Below are 18,051 nucleotides of genomic sequence, written 5' to 3' on the forward strand. Positions count from 1 at the left end.
CGTCCGATCAAATTCGGACGGGCTTCTGTGCTCGATATAAGGTTTACGCGGCGGGGCTGTAAGGCCCGGCGGTGTAGCTTAGCGTCGACGCTTCCAGATAATGCCGAGCATGATGACGATGATGCCGCCGATAAGGCACGCGCCAACTACTGCCAGCGTGCGGTCTCCCGTTGCGGCGAGCTTACCGGTCGTCTTCTTGGTGATGACCTTCGTGGTCGTCGTGTCCGTCTTAGGCGAGGGCTTAGGCGTCGGGGCCGGTGTGGGCGTGGGGTCCACGGCAGCGGAGCCAAAGCTGATGGTGCCCGCGAGCGAGGTCATCTTGCTCTCCCAGCTGTCCTGCCCGATCAGCGCCCTTAGCGCTGACTCGCAGGTACCCCACTCGGTGTGCTTGGTGGCGTTTGCGAAGGTGGGGAAGTCGGTCGTGTTGGTGATGATGTAGTTGTTGGTGGCGACGGTATAGGTCTTGGCGGGGTCGAGCGTGCTGCCGTCTTTGGTGAGTGTGGCGCTCACAATGCGCTTGCCTTCGGGCTGCGTCCAATCAATCGTCACGTTGATGCCGCCAAAGGAGAGAACGCTGCCAGAGTCATCGCGCCACTTGTACTTGTCTTGCGCCTCCTGCTCGCTGTGACCGGCCGCCACATAAGCCTGCTGAAGCTCGTAGCTGTCGTTGCAATCGTCGCTGATTTGTAGCGAGTGCTCGAGCGCTGCGAGGAAGTCCGCGCCGGTCATGGTCCAGGTCTCCACAGTGTTGCCGTAGGGCGAGATGGCGATGACGTTGCCGGCGGTCACGTTGCCCGCCGCGATGCCGCCGCGGATGCCGCCAGCGTTTTCGATAGCGAAGTCCGCGCCCGTCAGGGCAAGATAGGAGCCGCAAATCACGTGGCCGATGGTCTGGGCCTTGGTGGTGTCGCCCTCCTTGCCGGGGCGGAAATCGGTGGTGCGCACCATTTCCCAACCATGCGTGCCTGCGGCGTCCTCGCCGTAGAAATAGTTGGTGGTGGATGTGCCGAGCACCTTGTTCGATTCGTTTTCAAAGTCCTCGTCGAGCGGCTTGATCTTGTTGCGGACGGCTTCAAGACGGCTTTGGTAGTCGGAGCCCTTGTCGGGGTCTGTCAAAAGGTCGTTGACGTTCTTGGCGGTGTAGAGCTTCTCGTCGCTGCCGTCTGCAGGGACCGTGACCGTGTCATCGTCGGTCGTCTCGGTGCCATTCGTGTCGTATTTGTACGGAATGGAAAGCAGCCCCACCTCGGCAAAGGCGCTGCCTGCCTCGACAACGTGGATCGTCTTGCCGTCGGCTCCCGTCACCTTCTCGTTAAGGTTGATGTGCTCGTGGCCTGCGATAAGGGCATCGACGCCACGGAGCCGCGTGGCAAAGGTCTTTGCGTCGAGCGTGTGCGCGATACACACAACAACATCGCAGCCCTCCTTGCGCAGCTGCTCTGCCTCGGCATTGATGGCGTTCGCGGCACTCGAGAAGCTGGTGCCCGCGACCAGGTCCGCGCGCAGCGAGGAACCTAGCGACTCATCCATGGCTCCGACGACGCCGACCTTGATTTTGTAGTCGAATGTGGAGTGATCCTCGCTATCCTCCCAGGTGCGATCGAGCGTCTTCGTGATGCTCGAGCTCCATGCGCCGTTCGAGGACGTTGCATTCGCGCAGAGCATGGCGAAGGGCGTGCCGGTGGTGCTGTAGCCGGTCATGGTGCGGAGTTTGTCCGCGCCGTAGCTCCAGTCGTGGTTGCCTGGCGTGGTTGCGTCGTAGCCGTCGGCGTAGAAGGTGTCCATGAGCTCGGCGATGCTCTTGCCCTCGCTCATGGTGGCGAAGGACTGTCCGTGGAAGGTGTCGCCCGCATCGAGCGAAAGATCGGGGACGCTGCTTTGGGCGCTATAGAGAACCGCCAGTCCGTCAAAGCCCACAGTGCCGGTGCCCTTGCTTGCGTTGTAGCTGTACTTGTAGCTGCCGTGGATATCGTTGGTGTGCATGACGGCCACGGAGCCGTCAATAGCGGCGGGCAGGTTTCCCGCGAAAGCGAGGCTTGGGATGCCTGCGAGCGCGCCGGCAAACAACGCGGCGGCCAACGCAAAGCGGGGGAGTCTTTTCATGGCAGTTTCCTTAGTCCTTAGCCAGAATGTCTGGTTGAATATCGGATTATCGACATAATATGCGAAAACCGCCGCAAGGGCGTCTGTCCCTTTGCGGCGGTTTTGACGTTTGCGCAGATAAAACCCACCAAAATAAACCTGTCCCTTTTTGGCAGGTTTTAGCTCAGCAGCATGCGGTCGTTGGCGAGCTCGCCTCCCGAGACCTCCTCGAACTTCTGCAGCAGGTCGGCTACGGTGAGCGACTTCTTCTCATCGCCCGCCACGTCGTAGATCACGTGGCCTTCGTGCATCATGATCAGACGGTTGCCCAGACGGATGGCGTCGTTCATGTTGTGCGTGACCATGAGCGTGGTCAGGTGGTTCTCGTCGACGATCTCCTCGGTCAGGTTAAGCACCTTAGAGGCCGTCTTGGGGTCGAGGGCCGCGGTGTGCTCGTCGAGCAGCAGCAGGCGCGGCCTGGTGAGCGTGGCCATCAGCAGGGTGAGTGCCTGGCGCTGGCCACCCGAGAGCAGGCCGACCTTGGCGTTGAGACGCGTGTCCAGACCAAGGTCCAGGCGCTTGAGCAGCTCGACGTACTCATCTTTCTCGGCCTTGGTGACGCCCCACGAAAGGCCGCGACGCTGGCCGCGACGCTTGGCGAGGGCCAGGTTCTCGGCGATCTGCATGTCGGCAGCGGTACCGCGCATGGGGTCCTGAAACACGCGGCCCAGGTACTTGGCGCGCTGCGACTCGCTCAGGCGCGAGATGTCGGTGCCATCGAGCTCAATAACGCCCGAATCGAGCGGGTACACGCCGGCGATCATGTTGAGCAGCGTGGACTTGCCGGCGCCGTTGCCGCCGATCACGGTTACAAAGTCGCCGTCATTCAGGGTGAGGTCGACGCCGGTGAGCGCGCGCTTCTCGGTGACGGTGCCCTTGTTAAAGGTCTTCTTGACGTGCGAGAGCTTAAGCATCTGCCTCATCCCCCTTCGTGTAGGAGCTGCGGAGCTTATAGCGCTCCCAAACCACGGGCACGCACAGGGCCACAGCGACAATTACGGCGGAGAGCAGCTTCATGTCGTTGGCGTCCATGCCCAACTGCAGCACGATGGCGCGGATAAGGAAGTACACCACGGAGCCAAAGACGGCGGAGGCAAGACGGACGCTAAACTGCGTGAGGCCGCCGGGCAGCAGACGGCCGAGCACCTCACCGATAACAATGGCGGCAAGACCGATAACGATGGCACCGGTGCCCATGCCAATGTCGGCATACTTTTGGCTCTGGCAGATGAGCGCGCCCGAAAGGCCGATGAGGGCGTTGGAGAGCACGAGGGCGATCATCTTGGTGGAGTTGGTGTTGACGCCCAGAGCGCGGATCATGTACTCGTTGTTGCCGGTGGCGCGCAGCGCCGAGCCGATCTCGGTGCCAAAGAACCAATACAGGATGGCAACGATAGCCACGGCGAGCAGGATGCCCAAGATGATGGCAACGGTGGACTGCGGCAGACCGGTCATATTGCTGACGGCCGAGAACACGGTGCCCTTGGCAAGAATTGGCGTATTGGACTTGCCCATGATGCGCAGGTTGATGGACCACAGGCTGATCTGGGTGAGGATTCCGGCGAGGATCGCGGGAATCTCGAAGACGGTGGTCAAAATGCCCGTGACGGCACCCGCGATGGCGCCGGCGCACATACCGGCCAGCACGGCGAGCAGCGGGTCGACGTTGTTATTGACGATGAGCACAGCGCAGACGCAGCCGCCGAGGGCAAAGCTGCCGTCGCAGGTCATATCGGGAATGTCGAGCAGGCGGAACGTGATAAACACGCCAAGCACCATAATGCCCCAGAGGACGCCCTGCGAAACGGCGCCCTGCAATGCAATGAGCATGCTTCATACCTCCTAGGATAGGGTGGACACGTGATTCACCATAATAGCGGTAACAATGCATAGAAGAGCTGCGGACAGACGTTTTGTTTTACCTGAAACAAGCAGGGCGGACGCCGGTCTACAGCGCCCGCCCCTGTGGCTCAGATATTGAATAACGCAGCTAAAGCGCGAGCACGGGCTCTAGACGCATGCCGCGTATAGCATTACGCGTCCAGAGCGGAAAGGTCGATGCCCAGGGCCTCGGCCATTTCGTCGTTCTTGACGACGACCAGGTCCTTGCTCGAGAGGTGCTTGATCGGCATATCCTCGGGCTTGGCCTCGCCCTTCAGAATCTTGACGGCCATCTCGCCCGCGGCGTAGCCCAGATCCTCGTAATTGATGGAGAGGGTGAACAGGCCGCCGGCCATGCACATGCCCTCCTCGCCAGTCACGAAGGGAAGCTTGTTCTCCTTGCAGATCTGGCCCACCTGCGAGGCGCCCGCGGCGATGGTGTTGTCGGTGGGGGAGTACAGCGCGTCGACCTTGCCCACGGCAGACTCGACGACGGACTGAATCTCGTTGGAGCTCGAGACGGTGAAATCGGTGTACTCGAGGCCCAGCTTGTCGAGCTCCTTCTTGGCGGCCTTGATCTGGACGTCGGAGTTGGACTCGGCGGTGCAGTAGAGCAGGCCGACCTTTTTAACGTCGGGCAGGACCTTCTGCATCATCTCGAGCTGCTCGGCGACCGGGGTGAGGTCGGAAGCGCCCGTGACGTTGGTGCCGGGCTTGTCGTTGTCCTGGACCAGGCCGGAGGCGGCGTAGTCGGTGATGGCGCAGCCCACGATGGGGATATCGGCCGTGGCGCCGGCGGCAGCCTGCGCGGCGGGCGTGGCGATGGCATAAATCAGGTTGACGTTGTCGCCCACAAACTTGTCGGCAATGGACTTACACGTGGACTGGTCGTTCTGGGCGTTCTTCTGGTCGATTTTGACCTTAAGGCCGCTCTCCTTGATGGCCTTGACAAAGCCGTCGTTGGCGGCATCGAGTGCGGAGTGCTCGGTGAGCTGCAGAACGCCGATGGTGTAGTCGGAACCGGCGGCAGCAGAGCCGGAACCAGAGTTGCCGCCGCACCCGGCGAGCGGGGCGAGCGCGAGCAGGCCGGCGGAGACCAGAAGGCTCCTGCGGCTGATGGTGATGTCCTTCATATCATTACCCCCAGTATAAAAATGGCTGGAAACACTGCACTGGGACAAAGTGCAAGTGGAACTATAGTAGCGCTGATGTCCATTTTTACAACAGCCTGGCGGGTTTTTTAATACAGAATCGGATGGGCGGTGCGGGTAGTCGAATGGGCGGCGGAGGGTCTTATGCGGCGGAGGAGGCGTCGTCCTCGTCTAGGGCGGCGAAGAGCTTCTTGCCGTCGAGGAGACGTGTGGTGACGTTTCTCATTCGGCCAATCTCTACGGTACGCAACGTGTCATCGGCGCCTCGGGCGTCGTAGACCGTTCCCAGCAGATACGAGATGCCATCGCGCTGCCTGATGGCAAAGGGACGCAGCGTCATCCGTGCTGCTTCGGTTTCGCCACGCGTCGTAACGCTCGAAATATCAAAACTCACCGTGGTTCCGTGGTCGATGGCCTGCTCGACGAGCTCGCACGTGTCGATGCGCTTGATGGGCGTGCGTGTTGCCTTGGTAGCCTTGCTGCCTGCGCTCGGAACGGGTTCGGGTGTATCGAGGTAGCCGCGAACGTCGGCACTCGCCATGGCAACTAAGTGCTGCGCCATGCTCTTGCGGATAGCGATAGGCGTGGAGCGGTTGCGCATGACCATACCGTGGAGCCGGATGATCTCTTCATCGGTGAGCGGGCGGGTAAGAAGTTTGTAGCCCACGCCGCGTTTGTACTCAATTTCGTATCCGGCATGGCGAAGCGCGGAGATGGCGGTGTAGATGCTGCGCCGCGCCGCCGAGATGGGCATGCGGGCGGGGTCGTCGGGATGGGCGAGGCGCCGGATCAGCTCATCGGAAAGCATGGCCTTGTCTTCGCCGGTGTTTTCGCTTAATAGTTGCAGGATGCGAACGGCGCGATAGGCCGCCATCGAGGCGGCGCCTCTAGTCGTGGTGTCGTAGGTTTCAACAGCGGCTTCGGTCATCGTGCCCACGTCCTTTCCGTTTTGGGTGGCGACGGTATGGAGCCTAGGACGTGGGGCTTTCCCAGGGGCGCAGGGCGCTCTGGGCGGTCGGTAGTCGTCGGCAAACGGCGGGTCGAGTTTTCAACAGCCCTGCTCAACTGACCAAAAACTTGCCAAAAGCTTGACGGATGCTGTTGAAAAAAGCGCCTCTCGACCGATGTCGAGAGGCGCTTGTGCGATGAGCGTTGGCGTGTGGCGACGCGAGCTAGCGTCCGACGATTAGAAGTCGGCGTTGCCCACGGTGCGCGGGTGCGGCAGGACGTCGCGGATGTTGCCCACGCCGGTCAGATACATGACCAAGCGCTCGAAGCCCAGACCATAGCCGGCGTGCTTGCAGGAACCGTAGCGGCGCAGGTCAAGGTAGTACTTGTACTGCTCGGGATTCATACCCAGGTCCTTGATGCGGGCCTCGAGCAGATCCAGGCGCTCCTCGCGCTGGGAGCCACCGATGATCTCGCCGATGCCCGGCACCAGGCAGTCGGCGGCGGCGACGGTCTTGCCGTCCTCGTTCATGCGCATGTAGAACGCCTTGATCTCGGCCGGGTAGTCGGTCACGAAGGTCGGGCGCTTAAAGTGTTCCTCGGTCAGGAAACGCTCGTGCTCGGTTTGCAGGTCGATGCCCCAGCTCACGGGATAGTCAAACTTGTGACCAGCGGCGACGGCCTGCTCCAGGATTTCGACGGCCTCGGTGTAGGTAACGCGGGCAAAGTCGGAGTTGGCGACATGGTCCAGGCGCTCGAGCAGACCCTTGTCCACAAACTTGTTGAGCATATTGAGCTCGTCGGGGCAGGTGGCCATAACGTCCTTGAGGACGTACTTGAGCATGGCCTCGGCGTTGTCCATGTAGTCGTTGAGGTCGGCGAAGGCCATCTCGGGCTCGATCATCCAAAACTCGGCGGCGTGGCGCGTGGTGTTGGAGTTTTCGGCGCGGAAGGTGGGGCCAAAGGTGTACACGTCGCCAAAGGCCATGGCAAAGTTCTCGGCATTGAGCTGGCCGGACACGGTGAGGCTTGCATGCTTGCCAAAGAAGTCCTGGCTCCAGTCGACCTCGCCGGACTCGGTGAGGGGCGGATTTTTGGGGTCGAGCGTGGTCACGCGGAACATCTCGCCGGCGCCTTCGCAGTCGCTCGTGGTGATGATGGGGGTGTTGACGTAGACAAAACCCTGCTCCTGGAAGAAGCGGTGGATGGCGGCGGCCGCGACAGAGCGGATGCGGAACACGGCGCGGAACAGGTTGGTGCGCGGGCGCAGGTGCTGCTGGGTGCGCAGGAACTCGACGGTTGCGCGCTTCTTCTGCAGCGGGTAATCCGGGGCGCTCGTGCCCTCGACCTCGATGGAAGTGGCAGAAAGCTCGAAAGGCTGGGGTGCATCGGGGGTCAGTTTGACGGTGCCGGTGCAAATGAGTGCGGCCGAGACGTTTTGATGTGCGATCTCGTCGTAGTTGTCGAGTGCCTCGCGGTTCATGACGACCTGCAGGTCGCGGAAGCAGCTGCCGTCGTTGAGCGTAACAAAGCCAAAGTTCTTCATGTCGCGGACGGACTTGACCCAGCCGGCGACGGTGACGGTCTGGCCGCCGAGCGACTCGGCATCGGCATAGAGCTGCGCGATTTTGGTGCGGTTCACGTATCCTCCCATAACGGTTGAATGATAGTTATCCATACAGTTCGATATTCTAGCAGCTCGGCTCATTTGGGCTATACAGATAAGGCATTGGCGGGATGGTTTTTCAAACGAAAAGCGCCCGCGGCCAAATGGTCGCGGGCGCTTGACGAGGTGCCTTTTGGCTGTATGGCGCGGGGCCTGGCTACTTGGTCTTGGCTACCAGCAGCGGGTCGCCCAGCTTGACGAGCGGGTTGCCGCCGATAAGCGTTCCAGATTCGCCGACATGGTCGATGCTCTTAAGACGATCGAGCTCGGAGACGATGACGGTCACGATGTCCTCGTGACCAGCGGCCTTAATGGCCTCGCGGTCGAAGCTGATGAGCGGCTGGCCTGCCTTGACCACATCGCCCATCTCGACAAAGCGGGCAAAACCCTTGCCGTTCATTTCCACGGTGCCCAGGCCAACATGGATGAACACGCGAAGACCGTCCTCGGTGATCATGCCAATGGAGTGGTTGGTGACAGTGGTGGCGCCGATGCGGCCGTTGGCGGGCGCATAGATGGTGCCGGTAATGGGCTCGATGCCATAGCCCTGGCCAAGCATGCCCGAGGCGATCGTCTCGTCGGGAACCTCGTCCAGGTTGACGAGCACGCCGTTGACGGGGGCATAGATGACGCCTTCGCGGGTGGCGAAGCTTGCTGCGGGCGGAACGGACGCCTCGCCGGTCGAGGTGAAGGTGGACTTAAGCGAATCGAGCAGACCCATAGTTGCCTCCAACTTAAATAGGCGCATATCGCGCGTTTGGTTTGCCGGAAACGTTTCACATGTGTTTCGCGGCTTGGTCAACGCCCCTATTCTACGCTGCTCAACGATACCTCTGAACTGGGATTATGTGATATATCAGTTGAAGGGAAACTTATTGCCGGAGTGTTTCTGCGCCACGGGTTCAAGTGGGGTACGCTTGAAGGCGAAAAACAAGGGCGCATAATTTGCGCGAAGGGAGCACATATGATTGTCGAGAACCATGCGCTGTGGGGCGAGGAGCCGACCGAGGATTATCCGGCGACGTTTACGTATTTGGGTGCCGAGCCGTTGCCCGATAAACCGAATGGCCGCCGCCCCGCGGTGATTATCTGTGGCGGAGGCGGGTTTACACATATCGCTCCGCACGAGCAGGACCCGGTGGCGTTTGCATTTTTGGATCACGGTTACCAGGCCTTTGTGCTCAACTATGTCACGAGCTCTACGGGTGACGTGAGCTTTCCGCACCCCCAGGCAGATCTTGCCAAGATGGTCGCCACGGTGCGCGCCAACGCCGACGAGTGGCATGTCGATCCTAAGCGCGTGTGCGTCGTGGGATTCTCGGCGGGCGGCATGATCTGTGCCTCGCTGGCAACGCAGTGGAAGACCGGCCCCTTCGCGGCACTTGCCGGGGCACGTCCGGACGACATTCGTCCCGATGCCGTGGTGCTGGGCTATCCGCTGCTCGACTTTGCCTATGTGCGCGACATGCAGACGCGCGATCCGCGCATTGACTTGCGCGTGCCCAAGACGGGCGGCAAGACGGGGCGCGATTTGCTCAACGACTACCTGTCGATGGTGACGGGTGGCGAGGCAACTGACGAGCATTTGGCCGATATCTGCCCCACCACGCATGTTTCGCGTCAGATGCCGCCGACCTTTGTGTGGGGCGTGTCCGACGACAAGACGGCGCCGATCGCGCAGGTCTACCCGTTTGCGCAGCGCATGGCCGAGGAGGGCGTTGCATGCGAGATGCACGTCTTCGACCAGGGTGGTCACGGCCTTTCGCTCGGCAACGCCAACACCGCGGTCGACAACGAGGACAAGCAGGTGGCGGTCCGTCCCTGGATCCGCCTAGCCTTCCGCTTCCTGGAGCGCCATCTGTAAGAGGACGGGCATCCCAGCCCTTCAATAACTTGCGGTGAAATAGTTCCGATCTGGGGCATCAACCAGCCCATCCAGGAACTATTCCACCGCAACTTCGTTTTTGATGCCCCGCCCGGAAACTGCGCCCCAGTTTTGCCTTTCAAGGTGGGACGCAGTTTCCCATAGGGCCTCGACTGGGAAAGCGCGTCCCGTTTCGAGCGGGGATTCCGGGATGCATTTTCCGTAAGAGGCCTGTTTGGGAAACCATATCCCGTTTCGAGCCGGAATTCTGGGATGTAGTTTCCCCGAGAGGCCTCATCGGGAAACTATGGCCCTGAACTCTCCTGCCTGTCCCCATTGCGCCAATTTGCTGATTGAACATCGTTGCATGTTCGCGCTATCATGCATGGATAAAATTGGTTAGCCATGGCAAACGGTTAGCCATGGCTAACATAAATACAACGCCCTGTGGGCGCCGGGGGAGGAACACGGACGTGAAGCTCGATACACTCGAGATTGGAAAGGACGCCGTTGTCGCATCGGTGACATCCGACGATCAGGCGCTTCGACAGCATATTTTGGACATGGGCCTAACACCGGGCACCGAAGTCACCATGATGAAGTACGCTCCCATGGGTGACCCGCTCGAGATTCGCCTGCGTGGCTACGAGTTGACACTGCGCAAGGACGATGCCGCTCGCATCGAGCTCGTGGGTATCCACGACACCGATACGGGTCCGCGCGCTAACGCAGCAATCGGCACGACGGAGCATCCGGCACTCGGCGAGGGGACGTATTCGCCCCGTGCGGCAAAGACGGCCGTGCCCGAGGGCGCACCGCTGCATTTTGCCCTAGCCGGCAACCAAAACTGCGGTAAGACCACGCTGTTCAACCAGCTTACGGGTTCCAACCAGCATGTCGGTAACTTTCCCGGCGTGACGGTCGACCGCAAAGATGGCGCCATCCGTAACCATCCCGAGGCGAGCATCACCGACCTTCCTGGCATCTACTCGCTGTCGCCGTACACGGGCGAAGAGATCGTCAGCCGCCAATTCATCCTTGATGAGAACCCCGATGCGATTATCGACATCATCGACGCCACCAACATCGAGCGCAACCTGTATCTGACGCTGCAGCTCATGGAGCTCGACCGCCCCATGGTCGTCGCACTCAATATGATGGACGAGGTGACGACAAACGGCGGCGCCATCGACGTCAATCTGCTCGAGAGCTTGCTGGGCGTGCCGGTCGTTCCCATTAGCGCCGCGCGCAACGAGGGTATCGGTGAGCTGGTGGACCATGCCCTGCACGTGGCGCGATTCCGCGAGCGCCCTGGCCGCTTGGACTTTTGCGCGCCCGACGGCCCGGACGGCGGCGCGCTGCACCGCTGCATCCACGGCATCGCCAATCTTATCGAGGACCATGCCGCAACGGCGCACATCCCGGTGCGCTTTGCGGCGACCAAGTTGGTTGAGGGCGATGAACTGGTAACCGAAGCGATTCACCTGGATCGTAACGAGCTCGACGCTATCGAACACATCATTACCCAGATGGAGGGCGAGGCCGGCACCGACCGCCTATCTGCGTTGGCCGATATGCGTTTTAGCTTTATCGGCGACGTGTGCGGGCGTTGCGTCGTCAAGCCGCACGAAAGCCGCGAGCACGTGCGCTCCGTCAAGATTGACCGCATCCTGACAGGTCGTTACACAGCCATTCCGGCGTTTCTGGTGATCATGGGCCTCGTCTTTTGGCTGACGTTTGGCGTGATCGGCGCGGCGTTGCAGGGACTCATGGAGGACGGTATCGCTGCCATCATCGCCTCGGCCGATGCGGGCCTCAAGGCATTCGGAACCAACGACGTGGTGCGCTCGCTGGCTGTCGACGGCGTGCTTACGGGTGTGGGCAGCGTGCTGACCTTCCTGCCGATTATCGTCGTGCTCTTCTTGTTCCTCTCCATTCTGGAAGACTCCGGCTACATGGCGCGCGTGGCCTTTGTCATGGATAAAGTGCTGCGTCGCTTTGGCCTGTCGGGCCGCAGCTTCGTGCCCATGCTCGTCGGTTTTGGCTGCACCGTGCCGGCTATCATGTCGACCCGTACGCTCCCATCCGAGCACGACCGCAAGATGACGGTCATGCTCACGCCGTTCATGAGCTGTTCGGCCAAGTTGCCGGTCTACGGTCTGCTGTGCGGGGCGTTTTTCCCGCAGGCGACAGTTCCCGCCATGGTTTCGCTCTATCTGATCGGCATCGTGGTCGGTTGCATTGCCGCCCTGGTGCTCAACCGCACGGCATTTAAGGGCGACCCGGTGCCGTTTATCATGGAGCTCCCCAATTACCGCCTGCCGAGCGTCAAGACGACGGTGATGCTGGCATGGGATAAGGCCAAGGACTTTATTACCAAGGCCTTTACCATTATCTTTGCCGCTACCGTGGTTATCTGGTTCCTTCAGACGTTCGACATTCGCTTTAATGTGGTCGCCGATCAGTCGCAGAGCCTACTTGCCGGTCTGGGTAGCATTATCGCACCGGCGCTGACGCCGCTTGGGTTTGGCGACTGGCGTGCATCCACGGCGCTCGTCACCGGACTTATCGCCAAGGAGAGTGTCATCTCGACCCTCACGGTGCTTTTGGGTGCTACGTCGCCCGCGGCACTGTCGACCATGTTTTCGCCGTTCACCGCTTACGTGTTCTTGGTCTTTACGCTGCTGTACCCGCCCTGTGTGGCAGCCATCGGTGCCGTTAAGAGCGAGCTGGGCGGACGCTACGCCGTTGCCGTGTTCGCGTTTCAAGTGACGGTCGCCTGGATCGTGGCGTTTGTCGTGCATTCGGCGGGCATATTGCTGGGGTTGGCTTAGTTATTTATTGACGGCGCAATCTCTGTGTATTGAGTTGATTGCGGCCCCGCATCTGTACTGACGGATGCGGGGCCGTTGCTATATAATCGCCCACCGCCCAAGACAATCGGAGAGGTTTCTACATGGCTCAGGCAAGACAAGATGGCATCTCAGTCAAACAGTGGCTCCCGCTTATCGGGCTCGCCTGTTGCGCGTTCGTGTTCAACACGTCGGAGTTCATGCCCATCGGCCTTTTGACTGATATCGCCGCGTCGTTCTCGCTCACCGAGGCCCAGGCGGGCATCATGATCTCGGTTTATGCTTGGGGTGTCATGCTGCTGTCACTGCCGCTCATGGTGTTTGCCTCGCGTTTTGAGTTCAAGCGGATGCTGCTGGGCGTTTTGGCCGTGTTTTCGCTGGGCCAGTTTCTGTCCGCTGTGGCGTCGACTTATCCCATCCTGGTCTGCGCGCGCCTGGTGGTCGCTTGCGCACATGCCGTATTCTGGTCAGTCGCATCGATTATGGCCTCGCGCCTCGTCGACACGCGCCACGGCGCGCTCGCCATCAGCATGATCGCTACGGGCTCGTCCATCGCGCAGATCTTTGGCCTGCCCCTCGGTCGCGCCATTGGCCTGGCCGTGGGCTGGCGCATGACGTTTGCCGTGGTCGGTGCCTTCTCTGCCGCCGCGGTGGTGTACCAAGCCGCGGTGTTCCCGGCTATGCCGGCGGGCGAGCGCTTTACCGTCAAACAGCTGCCCGTGCTGCTCAAGAACCCGTTCCTGATCGCGCTCTACGCCGTTACGGTGTTCATGGCGACCGGCTATTACGCGAGCTATAGCTATATCGAGCCCTTCCTGGCGCAGGTCGCGCATGTCGACGCGGGCGCCATCACCATGACGCTGACGGCGTTTGGCTGCTCCGGCCTGGTGGGCAGCTGGCTGTTCGGTCGCTTGTTCGACGGACATCGCTTCTCGTTCTTGGCTATCACGCTCTCCGGCGTGCCGGTGGCTCTGCTGCTCATGGGTCCGGTCGCATCGTCGCTCGCGGCGGTGCTTGCCGTCTGCGCGCTATGGGGCTGCTGCTCCACGGCCTTTAACGTGGCGTTTCAGGCCGAGCTCATCAAGTACACGCCGGCGGATTCGTCGGCCGTCGCCATGTCGATCTTCTCGGGCCTGTTCAATTTGGGTATCGGCACGGGCACCGCGATCGGCGGCGCCGTGGTTTCGGGTCCCGGTATCGCCTGGATCGGCTTCGTGGGCGGGGCGATTACCGTCGTGGGCGTCATCCTCGCCATCACCGTGCTGTTCCCGGCCATACGCCGCGCAAAGCCCGTTGCCTAATCACGTCACCTCATCAGTTGCGGTGGAATAGTTCCTGTTTAAGGCCTCTGAAGGCCCAAGCAGGAACTATTCCACCGCAACTTATTTTGGGGAAGAGGATACAAGCTGGGCATACAATGGATGTCGTTGTGTTGAGCTTACCGGGAGGTTGTTATGTGGGCATACGAGACGACGTTCTACCAGATCTATCCGCTGGGCTTTTGTGGAGCTCCGCGCGAAAACGCCGCGCCCGTTGCCGAGGATGAGCTCGCCCAGGCTGCCAACGTCGCGACCAACCCCGATGCTCCTATCATGAAAATCGCCCAATGGGCCGACTACCTGCAGGAACTCGGTATTGGCGCTGTGCTCATCAACCCGCCTCTCGAGTCTGATAGCCATGGCTACGACACGCGCAGCCTGCGCCATATAGACCGTCGCTTGGGTGAGGATGCCGACTTTGCCGCCGTATGCGACACGCTGCATGCCCATGGCATCCGCGTGGTGCTCGATGCCGTCTTCAACCACGTCGGTCGCGGCTTTTGGGCCTTCCGCGATGTGCAGGAGCGCAAGTGGGACTCGCCCTATAAGGACTGGTTCCACATCAGCTTTGACGGTGACTCGTGCTACGGCGACGGCTTTTGGTACGAGGGCTGGGAGGGCCATTTTGAGCTTGTGAAGCTCAACCTGCAAAACCCCGCCGTGGTCGATTACCTGCTCGAATCCGTGCGCCGTTGGGCCGAGGTCTTTGGCGTCGACGGTCTGCGCCTGGACGTTGCCTATATGCTCGACCGCGACTTTATGCGCCGCCTACACTCCTTTACCCGTGAGCTCAAGCCCGACTTTGTGCTGATCGGCGAGACGCTCCACGGCGACTACAACCAGATCGTCAACGACGAGATGCTTGACTCCTGCACCAACTACGAGTGCTACAAGGGCCTGTACTCCAGCTTTAACTCGGTCAATATGTTCGAGATCGCGCACTCGCTGCATCGTCAGTTTGGCGGCGACCCGTGGTGCATCTACCGCGGCAAACACCTGCTGTCGTTTGTCGACAACCACGATGTGCCGCGCCTGGCAAGCATCCTCACCGACAAGTCCTGTCTGCGTCCCGCTTATGGCATGCTCTTTGGCATGCCGGGCATCCCGTGCGTCTACTATGGCAGCGAGTGGGGGATTCCCGGCGAAAAGGGCGGCCCCGATGGCGACTGGGCGCTGCGGCCTGCGCTCGATGAGCCTGCACCCAACGAGCTGACGGCCTTCATCGGGCAGCTCACGCACCTGCGCTCGACAGACGATGCGGCGGCACGCGCTCTCAACTACGGTGCGTACCGCAACGTGGTGATCCAGAACAAGCAGCTGCTGTTCGAGCGCGCCTGTGACAGCGCGACGGTACTCGTGGCGGTGAATGCCGTGGACGAGCCTTACACCTTTGGCGCCGGCGAGCTCAACGGCTCCTTTGTCGATCTGCTTGCCAACGGCATGCCCACAGTCGAGCTGGCGGGCTCCCTTGAGCTTGCGCCCTACGAGGTGCGTTATCTGCTGAGGGCCTAGGCCATGGCAGTATCTGACGAGGGCTATCAACATATTGAGCATGGGTTTGAGCCCGTGTTTGACCAGCGCTCGCGTGTTTTGGTGCTGGGATCGTTTCCCTCGGTGCTTTCGCGCGCCAATGCCTTTTATTACGGCAACCCTCAGAATCGCTTTTGGCGCGTGATGGCCGCGTGTCTCGGTGTGCCCGTGCCGCCCAACGAGGGCGACCCTTTGGCAGGCAGCGAGCCTGCGGCGCTCGACGCCTCGATTGCCGCCAAGCGATCCATGCTGCTGAACGGCGGCGTAGCCCTGTGGGATGTGATCGAGAGCTGCGACATTAAGGGCTCGAGTGACGCGAGCATCAAAAACGTCGTTCCGGCAGATATCGAGCGCATTACGGGCAATGCGCCTATTGAGCTGGTGGTGTGTAATGGAGGTACGGCGGGGCGCCTCTATAAGCGCTATCTACAGGAGCGGACGGGCCTGTCCGCTGTCGTATTGCCGTCAACTAGTCCCGCTAACGCGGCTTGGCGTCTGGAACGTCTTGTTGAGCGTTGGCACGAAGCCGTTGACTGGATCGTACGGTAGTCTAGATCCTTGATTGAACATGGGCGCCGAGGCGTTTGATGATGGCGCGCCAGATTGGTGCGGGCACGGCGGGCCTGGCGCGCACCATGCCGTCGGCATCGACGCTACCGGCATTGCCGCCGCCGAGTCGCTGCGCATGCTCAATGGAGCAGCCCATGCGCACGGCGCCTACCAGCTTGTCCATGGCTTCGGAAAACGGCCGGCGCAAGAGGCCCATGCGCGGGGATCGGCGAAGCGCTGCGATGCCGGCGCCGGTGCAGACGGTGATGCCGCCACACCACGACAGCCCTCGATGCTCACATGCTTCACGCAGGCGGCCAACTACAACGTGCGCCTGTTCAGCGCTTCCGTAGGCAGCTTGAACAGCGACATAGACGCGCGTTTCCGCACCCCCAAGGCAATCAAGCGTCTGTTCAACGACGGCCATCGCCTCGCCATCGAGCGCATCTTCAACTGCGAATACGATGCCGTCCGCAACGCTGCTGGCGTCATCCGTCCCCAGATCGACCGGGCGGGGGAGCGCGGTGCCGGAAAGCCGGGCATACGCCGCGATGGCATCCTGAAAGTCCCAAAGCAAAAACTCAAGATCAGCGCTGTCGGGAATACTGATATACGCAATGTTCTGCAGCGTTTTGGGCTCATTGCCACGCGCGGTCGTCTCCATGCCGCCTCCTTTCCGGTTCATTTCCGTTTAGGTTACACCGTCTGCCAGCCGGACGGCGCGCTATCCTAGTGCAACACTTACGAAAGGAATGCCATGCGCCTGCCCATGAACACCTCGCTTGCCACGCTCAAGCCCTCCGGCATCCGCCGAATCAACGCGCTTGCCGCGCAGCATCCGGGATGCATTGCGCTTGCGCTTGGCGAGCCCGATTTCCCCACGCCCGATGTGATTAGCGCCGAGGTGACCGCATCGCTCGATCGCGGCGACACGCACTATCCGCCCAACAACGGTCGCCCTGCCCTGCGCGAGGCTCTGTCTGCCTATATGGGCGACGCGGGCCTTACGTTTTCGGCCGACGAAGCAATCCTCACGGACGGCGCGACCGAGGCGCTATCGGCTACGTTTATGGCTATGCTCAACCCCAGCGACGAGGTCATTATCCCCACGCCGGCTTTTGGCCTGTACGAGAGCATCGTCGTGGCCAACCACGCCAAGGCGGTCTTTTTGGATACGGAGCCTGCGCAATTCCAGATTGACGAGGATACGCTTCGTGCTTGCGTGACGCCGGCGACCAAGGCCATCGTCATCTGCTCGCCCAACAATCCTACGGGCTGTATCCTCAACGCGGCTTCGCTCGACGCCGTGGCGCACGTGGCGGAGGAGGCGGGCATCTACGTGGTCTGCGACGATGTATACAACCGCCTGGTTTATGTGGATGGCTACGAGCGCTTCGCCCAGCGACATCCGGAGCTGCGTGAGCAGACGGTCGTCATCGAGAGCTTCTCCAAGCCCTGGGCCATGACCGGCTGGCGCTTGGGCTGGCTCGCAGCCGCAGCCCCCGTCATCGCCGAGATCGCAAAAGCTCACCAATACCTAGTATCGAGCGCCGTCTCCTTCGAGATGGACGCCGCAGCCCGAGCCCTCACCGTCGACCCAGCCCCCATGCTCAAAGTCTACCGAGTCCGCCGCGAGCGCGTACTCGCAGCCTTAGACGCCATGGGCCTCGACGTAGTGGAACCGGCAGGCGCCTTCTACGCCTTCCCCAGCATCAAACAATTCGGCCTAACAAGCGAAGACTTCTGCATCAAAGCCATCAAAGAGGCAAACGTAGCCCTAGTCCCGGGCGACTGTTTCGGCACCGAAGGCCACATCCGCCTAAGCTACTGCGTCTCCGACCAAGATCTGGACGAAGGCCTAAATCGCCTGTCCACCTTCATTTCAACCTTATAGCCCAACGGGATGCAACACATCAGCCCACCGACTCAAGCACTATGAGTGGGGGCGTCAGCCAACGAAAACCCGGGCTGCCCCAAAGTCACCGCAGGCCGCGCCGCCGAAGGCCGGGCGCAAGGTTTTCGTAGATTCCGCACGAGCCGAAGGCCACTTAATGTGGCCTTCGTGCGAGCCCAGGACTTGACCGAGCGAAAACCTTGCGCCCGGCCTTCGGCGGAGCGTGCCGGATGGTGGAATTGTGTGCAGCCCGGT

The 18,051-nt window shown here is 61.1% G+C and carries 14 protein-coding genes; 6 read left to right on the forward strand and 8 right to left on the reverse strand.

Features of this window, described 5'->3' with window-relative positions:
* Positions 1–78: 78 nt before the first annotated feature.
* The 7 genes from FGQ67_RS00585 to FGQ67_RS00615 all read right to left on the reverse strand — a co-directional run bounded on the left by FGQ67_RS00585 (position 79) and on the right by FGQ67_RS00615 (position 8,509).
* Positions 79–2,103: a bifunctional metallophosphatase/5'-nucleotidase gene (locus tag FGQ67_RS00585; RefSeq protein ID WP_138339602.1), complete on the reverse strand. Its 2,025-nt coding sequence runs from the start codon at positions 2,101–2,103 to the stop codon at positions 79–81.
* Positions 2,104–2,261: 158 nt separating this feature from the next.
* The gene (locus FGQ67_RS00590) at positions 2,262–3,056 is read right to left on the reverse strand and encodes an ABC transporter ATP-binding protein (RefSeq protein ID WP_055250279.1); all 795 of its coding nucleotides are present in this window, start codon (positions 3,054–3,056) and stop codon (positions 2,262–2,264) included.
* Entirely contained in the window at positions 3,049–3,972 is a 924-nt protein-coding gene (locus FGQ67_RS00595) for an ABC transporter permease (protein WP_006234992.1), read from the reverse strand. The genes FGQ67_RS00590 and FGQ67_RS00595 overlap by 8 nt, the downstream gene beginning before the upstream one ends.
* Before the next feature lie 203 nt (positions 3,973–4,175).
* Positions 4,176–5,156 carry an ABC transporter substrate-binding protein gene (locus FGQ67_RS00600; RefSeq protein ID WP_022093885.1) on the reverse strand — a complete coding sequence of 327 codons (981 nt, stop codon included), beginning with the start codon at positions 5,154–5,156 and terminating at the stop codon, positions 4,176–4,178.
* Between the two features lie 160 nt (positions 5,157–5,316).
* Positions 5,317–6,102, reverse strand: coding sequence for a hypothetical protein (locus FGQ67_RS00605; protein WP_138339603.1), 786 nt, complete (start codon positions 6,100–6,102; stop codon positions 5,317–5,319).
* A gap of 258 nt (positions 6,103–6,360) precedes the next feature.
* Positions 6,361–7,764, reverse strand: a complete 1,404-nt coding sequence (asnS, locus tag FGQ67_RS00610; protein ID WP_055285210.1) for an asparagine--tRNA ligase — start codon at positions 7,762–7,764, stop codon at positions 6,361–6,363.
* A gap of 181 nt (positions 7,765–7,945) precedes the next feature.
* Entirely contained in the window at positions 7,946–8,509 is a 564-nt protein-coding gene (locus FGQ67_RS00615; protein ID WP_022093882.1) for a PTS sugar transporter subunit IIA, read from the reverse strand.
* 243 nt (positions 8,510–8,752) lie between these two features.
* Here FGQ67_RS00615 and FGQ67_RS00620 point away from each other — a divergent pair, with 243 nt between their 5' ends.
* The 5 genes from FGQ67_RS00620 to FGQ67_RS00640 all read left to right on the forward strand — a co-directional run bounded on the left by FGQ67_RS00620 (position 8,753) and on the right by FGQ67_RS00640 (position 15,902).
* Complete coding sequence (locus tag FGQ67_RS00620) at positions 8,753–9,652, forward strand: alpha/beta hydrolase (RefSeq protein WP_138339604.1); 900 nt, start codon at positions 8,753–8,755, stop codon at positions 9,650–9,652.
* Between the two features lie 422 nt (positions 9,653–10,074).
* On the forward strand, positions 10,075–12,486 hold the full coding sequence (feoB, locus tag FGQ67_RS00625) for a ferrous iron transport protein B (protein WP_138339605.1): 2,412 nt from the start codon (positions 10,075–10,077) through the stop codon (positions 12,484–12,486).
* 122 nt (positions 12,487–12,608) lie between these two features.
* A complete protein-coding gene (locus tag FGQ67_RS00630) occupies positions 12,609–13,805 on the forward strand; it encodes an MFS transporter (protein ID WP_138339606.1) in 1,197 nt (398 codons plus the stop codon).
* Positions 13,806–13,958: 153 nt separating this feature from the next.
* Entirely contained in the window at positions 13,959–15,335 is a 1,377-nt protein-coding gene (locus tag FGQ67_RS00635) for an alpha-amylase family glycosyl hydrolase (RefSeq protein ID WP_138339607.1), read from the forward strand.
* A 3-nt stretch (positions 15,336–15,338) separates the two neighbouring features.
* Positions 15,339–15,902 carry a uracil-DNA glycosylase family protein gene (locus FGQ67_RS00640; RefSeq protein WP_138339608.1) on the forward strand — a complete coding sequence of 188 codons (564 nt, stop codon included), beginning with the start codon at positions 15,339–15,341 and terminating at the stop codon, positions 15,900–15,902.
* Position 15,903: 1 nt separating this feature from the next.
* Here the strand turns inward: FGQ67_RS00640 and FGQ67_RS00645 are convergent, their stop codons facing one another.
* The gene (locus FGQ67_RS00645; RefSeq protein WP_138339609.1) at positions 15,904–16,566 is read right to left on the reverse strand and encodes a hypothetical protein; all 663 of its coding nucleotides are present in this window, start codon (positions 16,564–16,566) and stop codon (positions 15,904–15,906) included.
* 93 nt (positions 16,567–16,659) lie between these two features.
* Between FGQ67_RS00645 and FGQ67_RS00650 the strand changes: the two genes are divergently transcribed.
* Positions 16,660–17,796 (forward strand): pyridoxal phosphate-dependent aminotransferase, encoded by a 1,137-nt coding sequence (locus tag FGQ67_RS00650; RefSeq protein WP_138339610.1) that lies wholly within the window; start codon positions 16,660–16,662, stop codon positions 17,794–17,796.
* Positions 17,797–18,051: the final 255 nt, after the last annotated feature.

It is taken from the genome of Collinsella aerofaciens (genome assembly GCF_005845035.1).
GTDB lineage: Bacteria > Actinomycetota > Coriobacteriia > Coriobacteriales > Coriobacteriaceae > Collinsella > Collinsella aerofaciens_I.

Coding starts and splice junctions, on each gene's coding strand:
- FGQ67_RS00585 (WP_138339602.1), bottom strand. CDS start 2,103: ATGAAAAGACTCCCCCGCTTTGCGTTGGCCGCCGCGTTGTTTGCCGGC.
- FGQ67_RS00590 (WP_055250279.1), bottom strand. CDS start 3,056: ATGCTTAAGCTCTCGCACGTCAAGAAGACCTTTAACAAGGGCACCGTC.
- FGQ67_RS00595 (WP_006234992.1), bottom strand. CDS start 3,972: ATGCTCATTGCATTGCAGGGCGCCGTTTCGCAGGGCGTCCTCTGGGGC.
- FGQ67_RS00600 (WP_022093885.1), bottom strand. CDS start 5,156: ATGAAGGACATCACCATCAGCCGCAGGAGCCTTCTGGTCTCCGCCGGC.
- FGQ67_RS00605 (WP_138339603.1), bottom strand. CDS start 6,102: ATGACCGAAGCCGCTGTTGAAACCTACGACACCACGACTAGAGGCGCC.
- FGQ67_RS00615 (WP_022093882.1), bottom strand. CDS start 8,509: ATGGGTCTGCTCGATTCGCTTAAGTCCACCTTCACCTCGACCGGCGAG.
- FGQ67_RS00620 (WP_138339604.1), top strand. CDS start 8,753: ATGATTGTCGAGAACCATGCGCTGTGGGGCGAGGAGCCGACCGAGGAT.
- feoB (WP_138339605.1), top strand. CDS start 10,075: ATGGCTAACATAAATACAACGCCCTGTGGGCGCCGGGGGAGGAACACG.
- FGQ67_RS00630 (WP_138339606.1), top strand. CDS start 12,609: ATGGCTCAGGCAAGACAAGATGGCATCTCAGTCAAACAGTGGCTCCCG.
- FGQ67_RS00635 (WP_138339607.1), top strand. CDS start 13,959: ATGTGGGCATACGAGACGACGTTCTACCAGATCTATCCGCTGGGCTTT.
- FGQ67_RS00640 (WP_138339608.1), top strand. CDS start 15,339: ATGGCAGTATCTGACGAGGGCTATCAACATATTGAGCATGGGTTTGAG.
- FGQ67_RS00645 (WP_138339609.1), bottom strand. CDS start 16,566: ATGGAGACGACCGCGCGTGGCAATGAGCCCAAAACGCTGCAGAACATT.
- FGQ67_RS00650 (WP_138339610.1), top strand. CDS start 16,660: ATGCGCCTGCCCATGAACACCTCGCTTGCCACGCTCAAGCCCTCCGGC.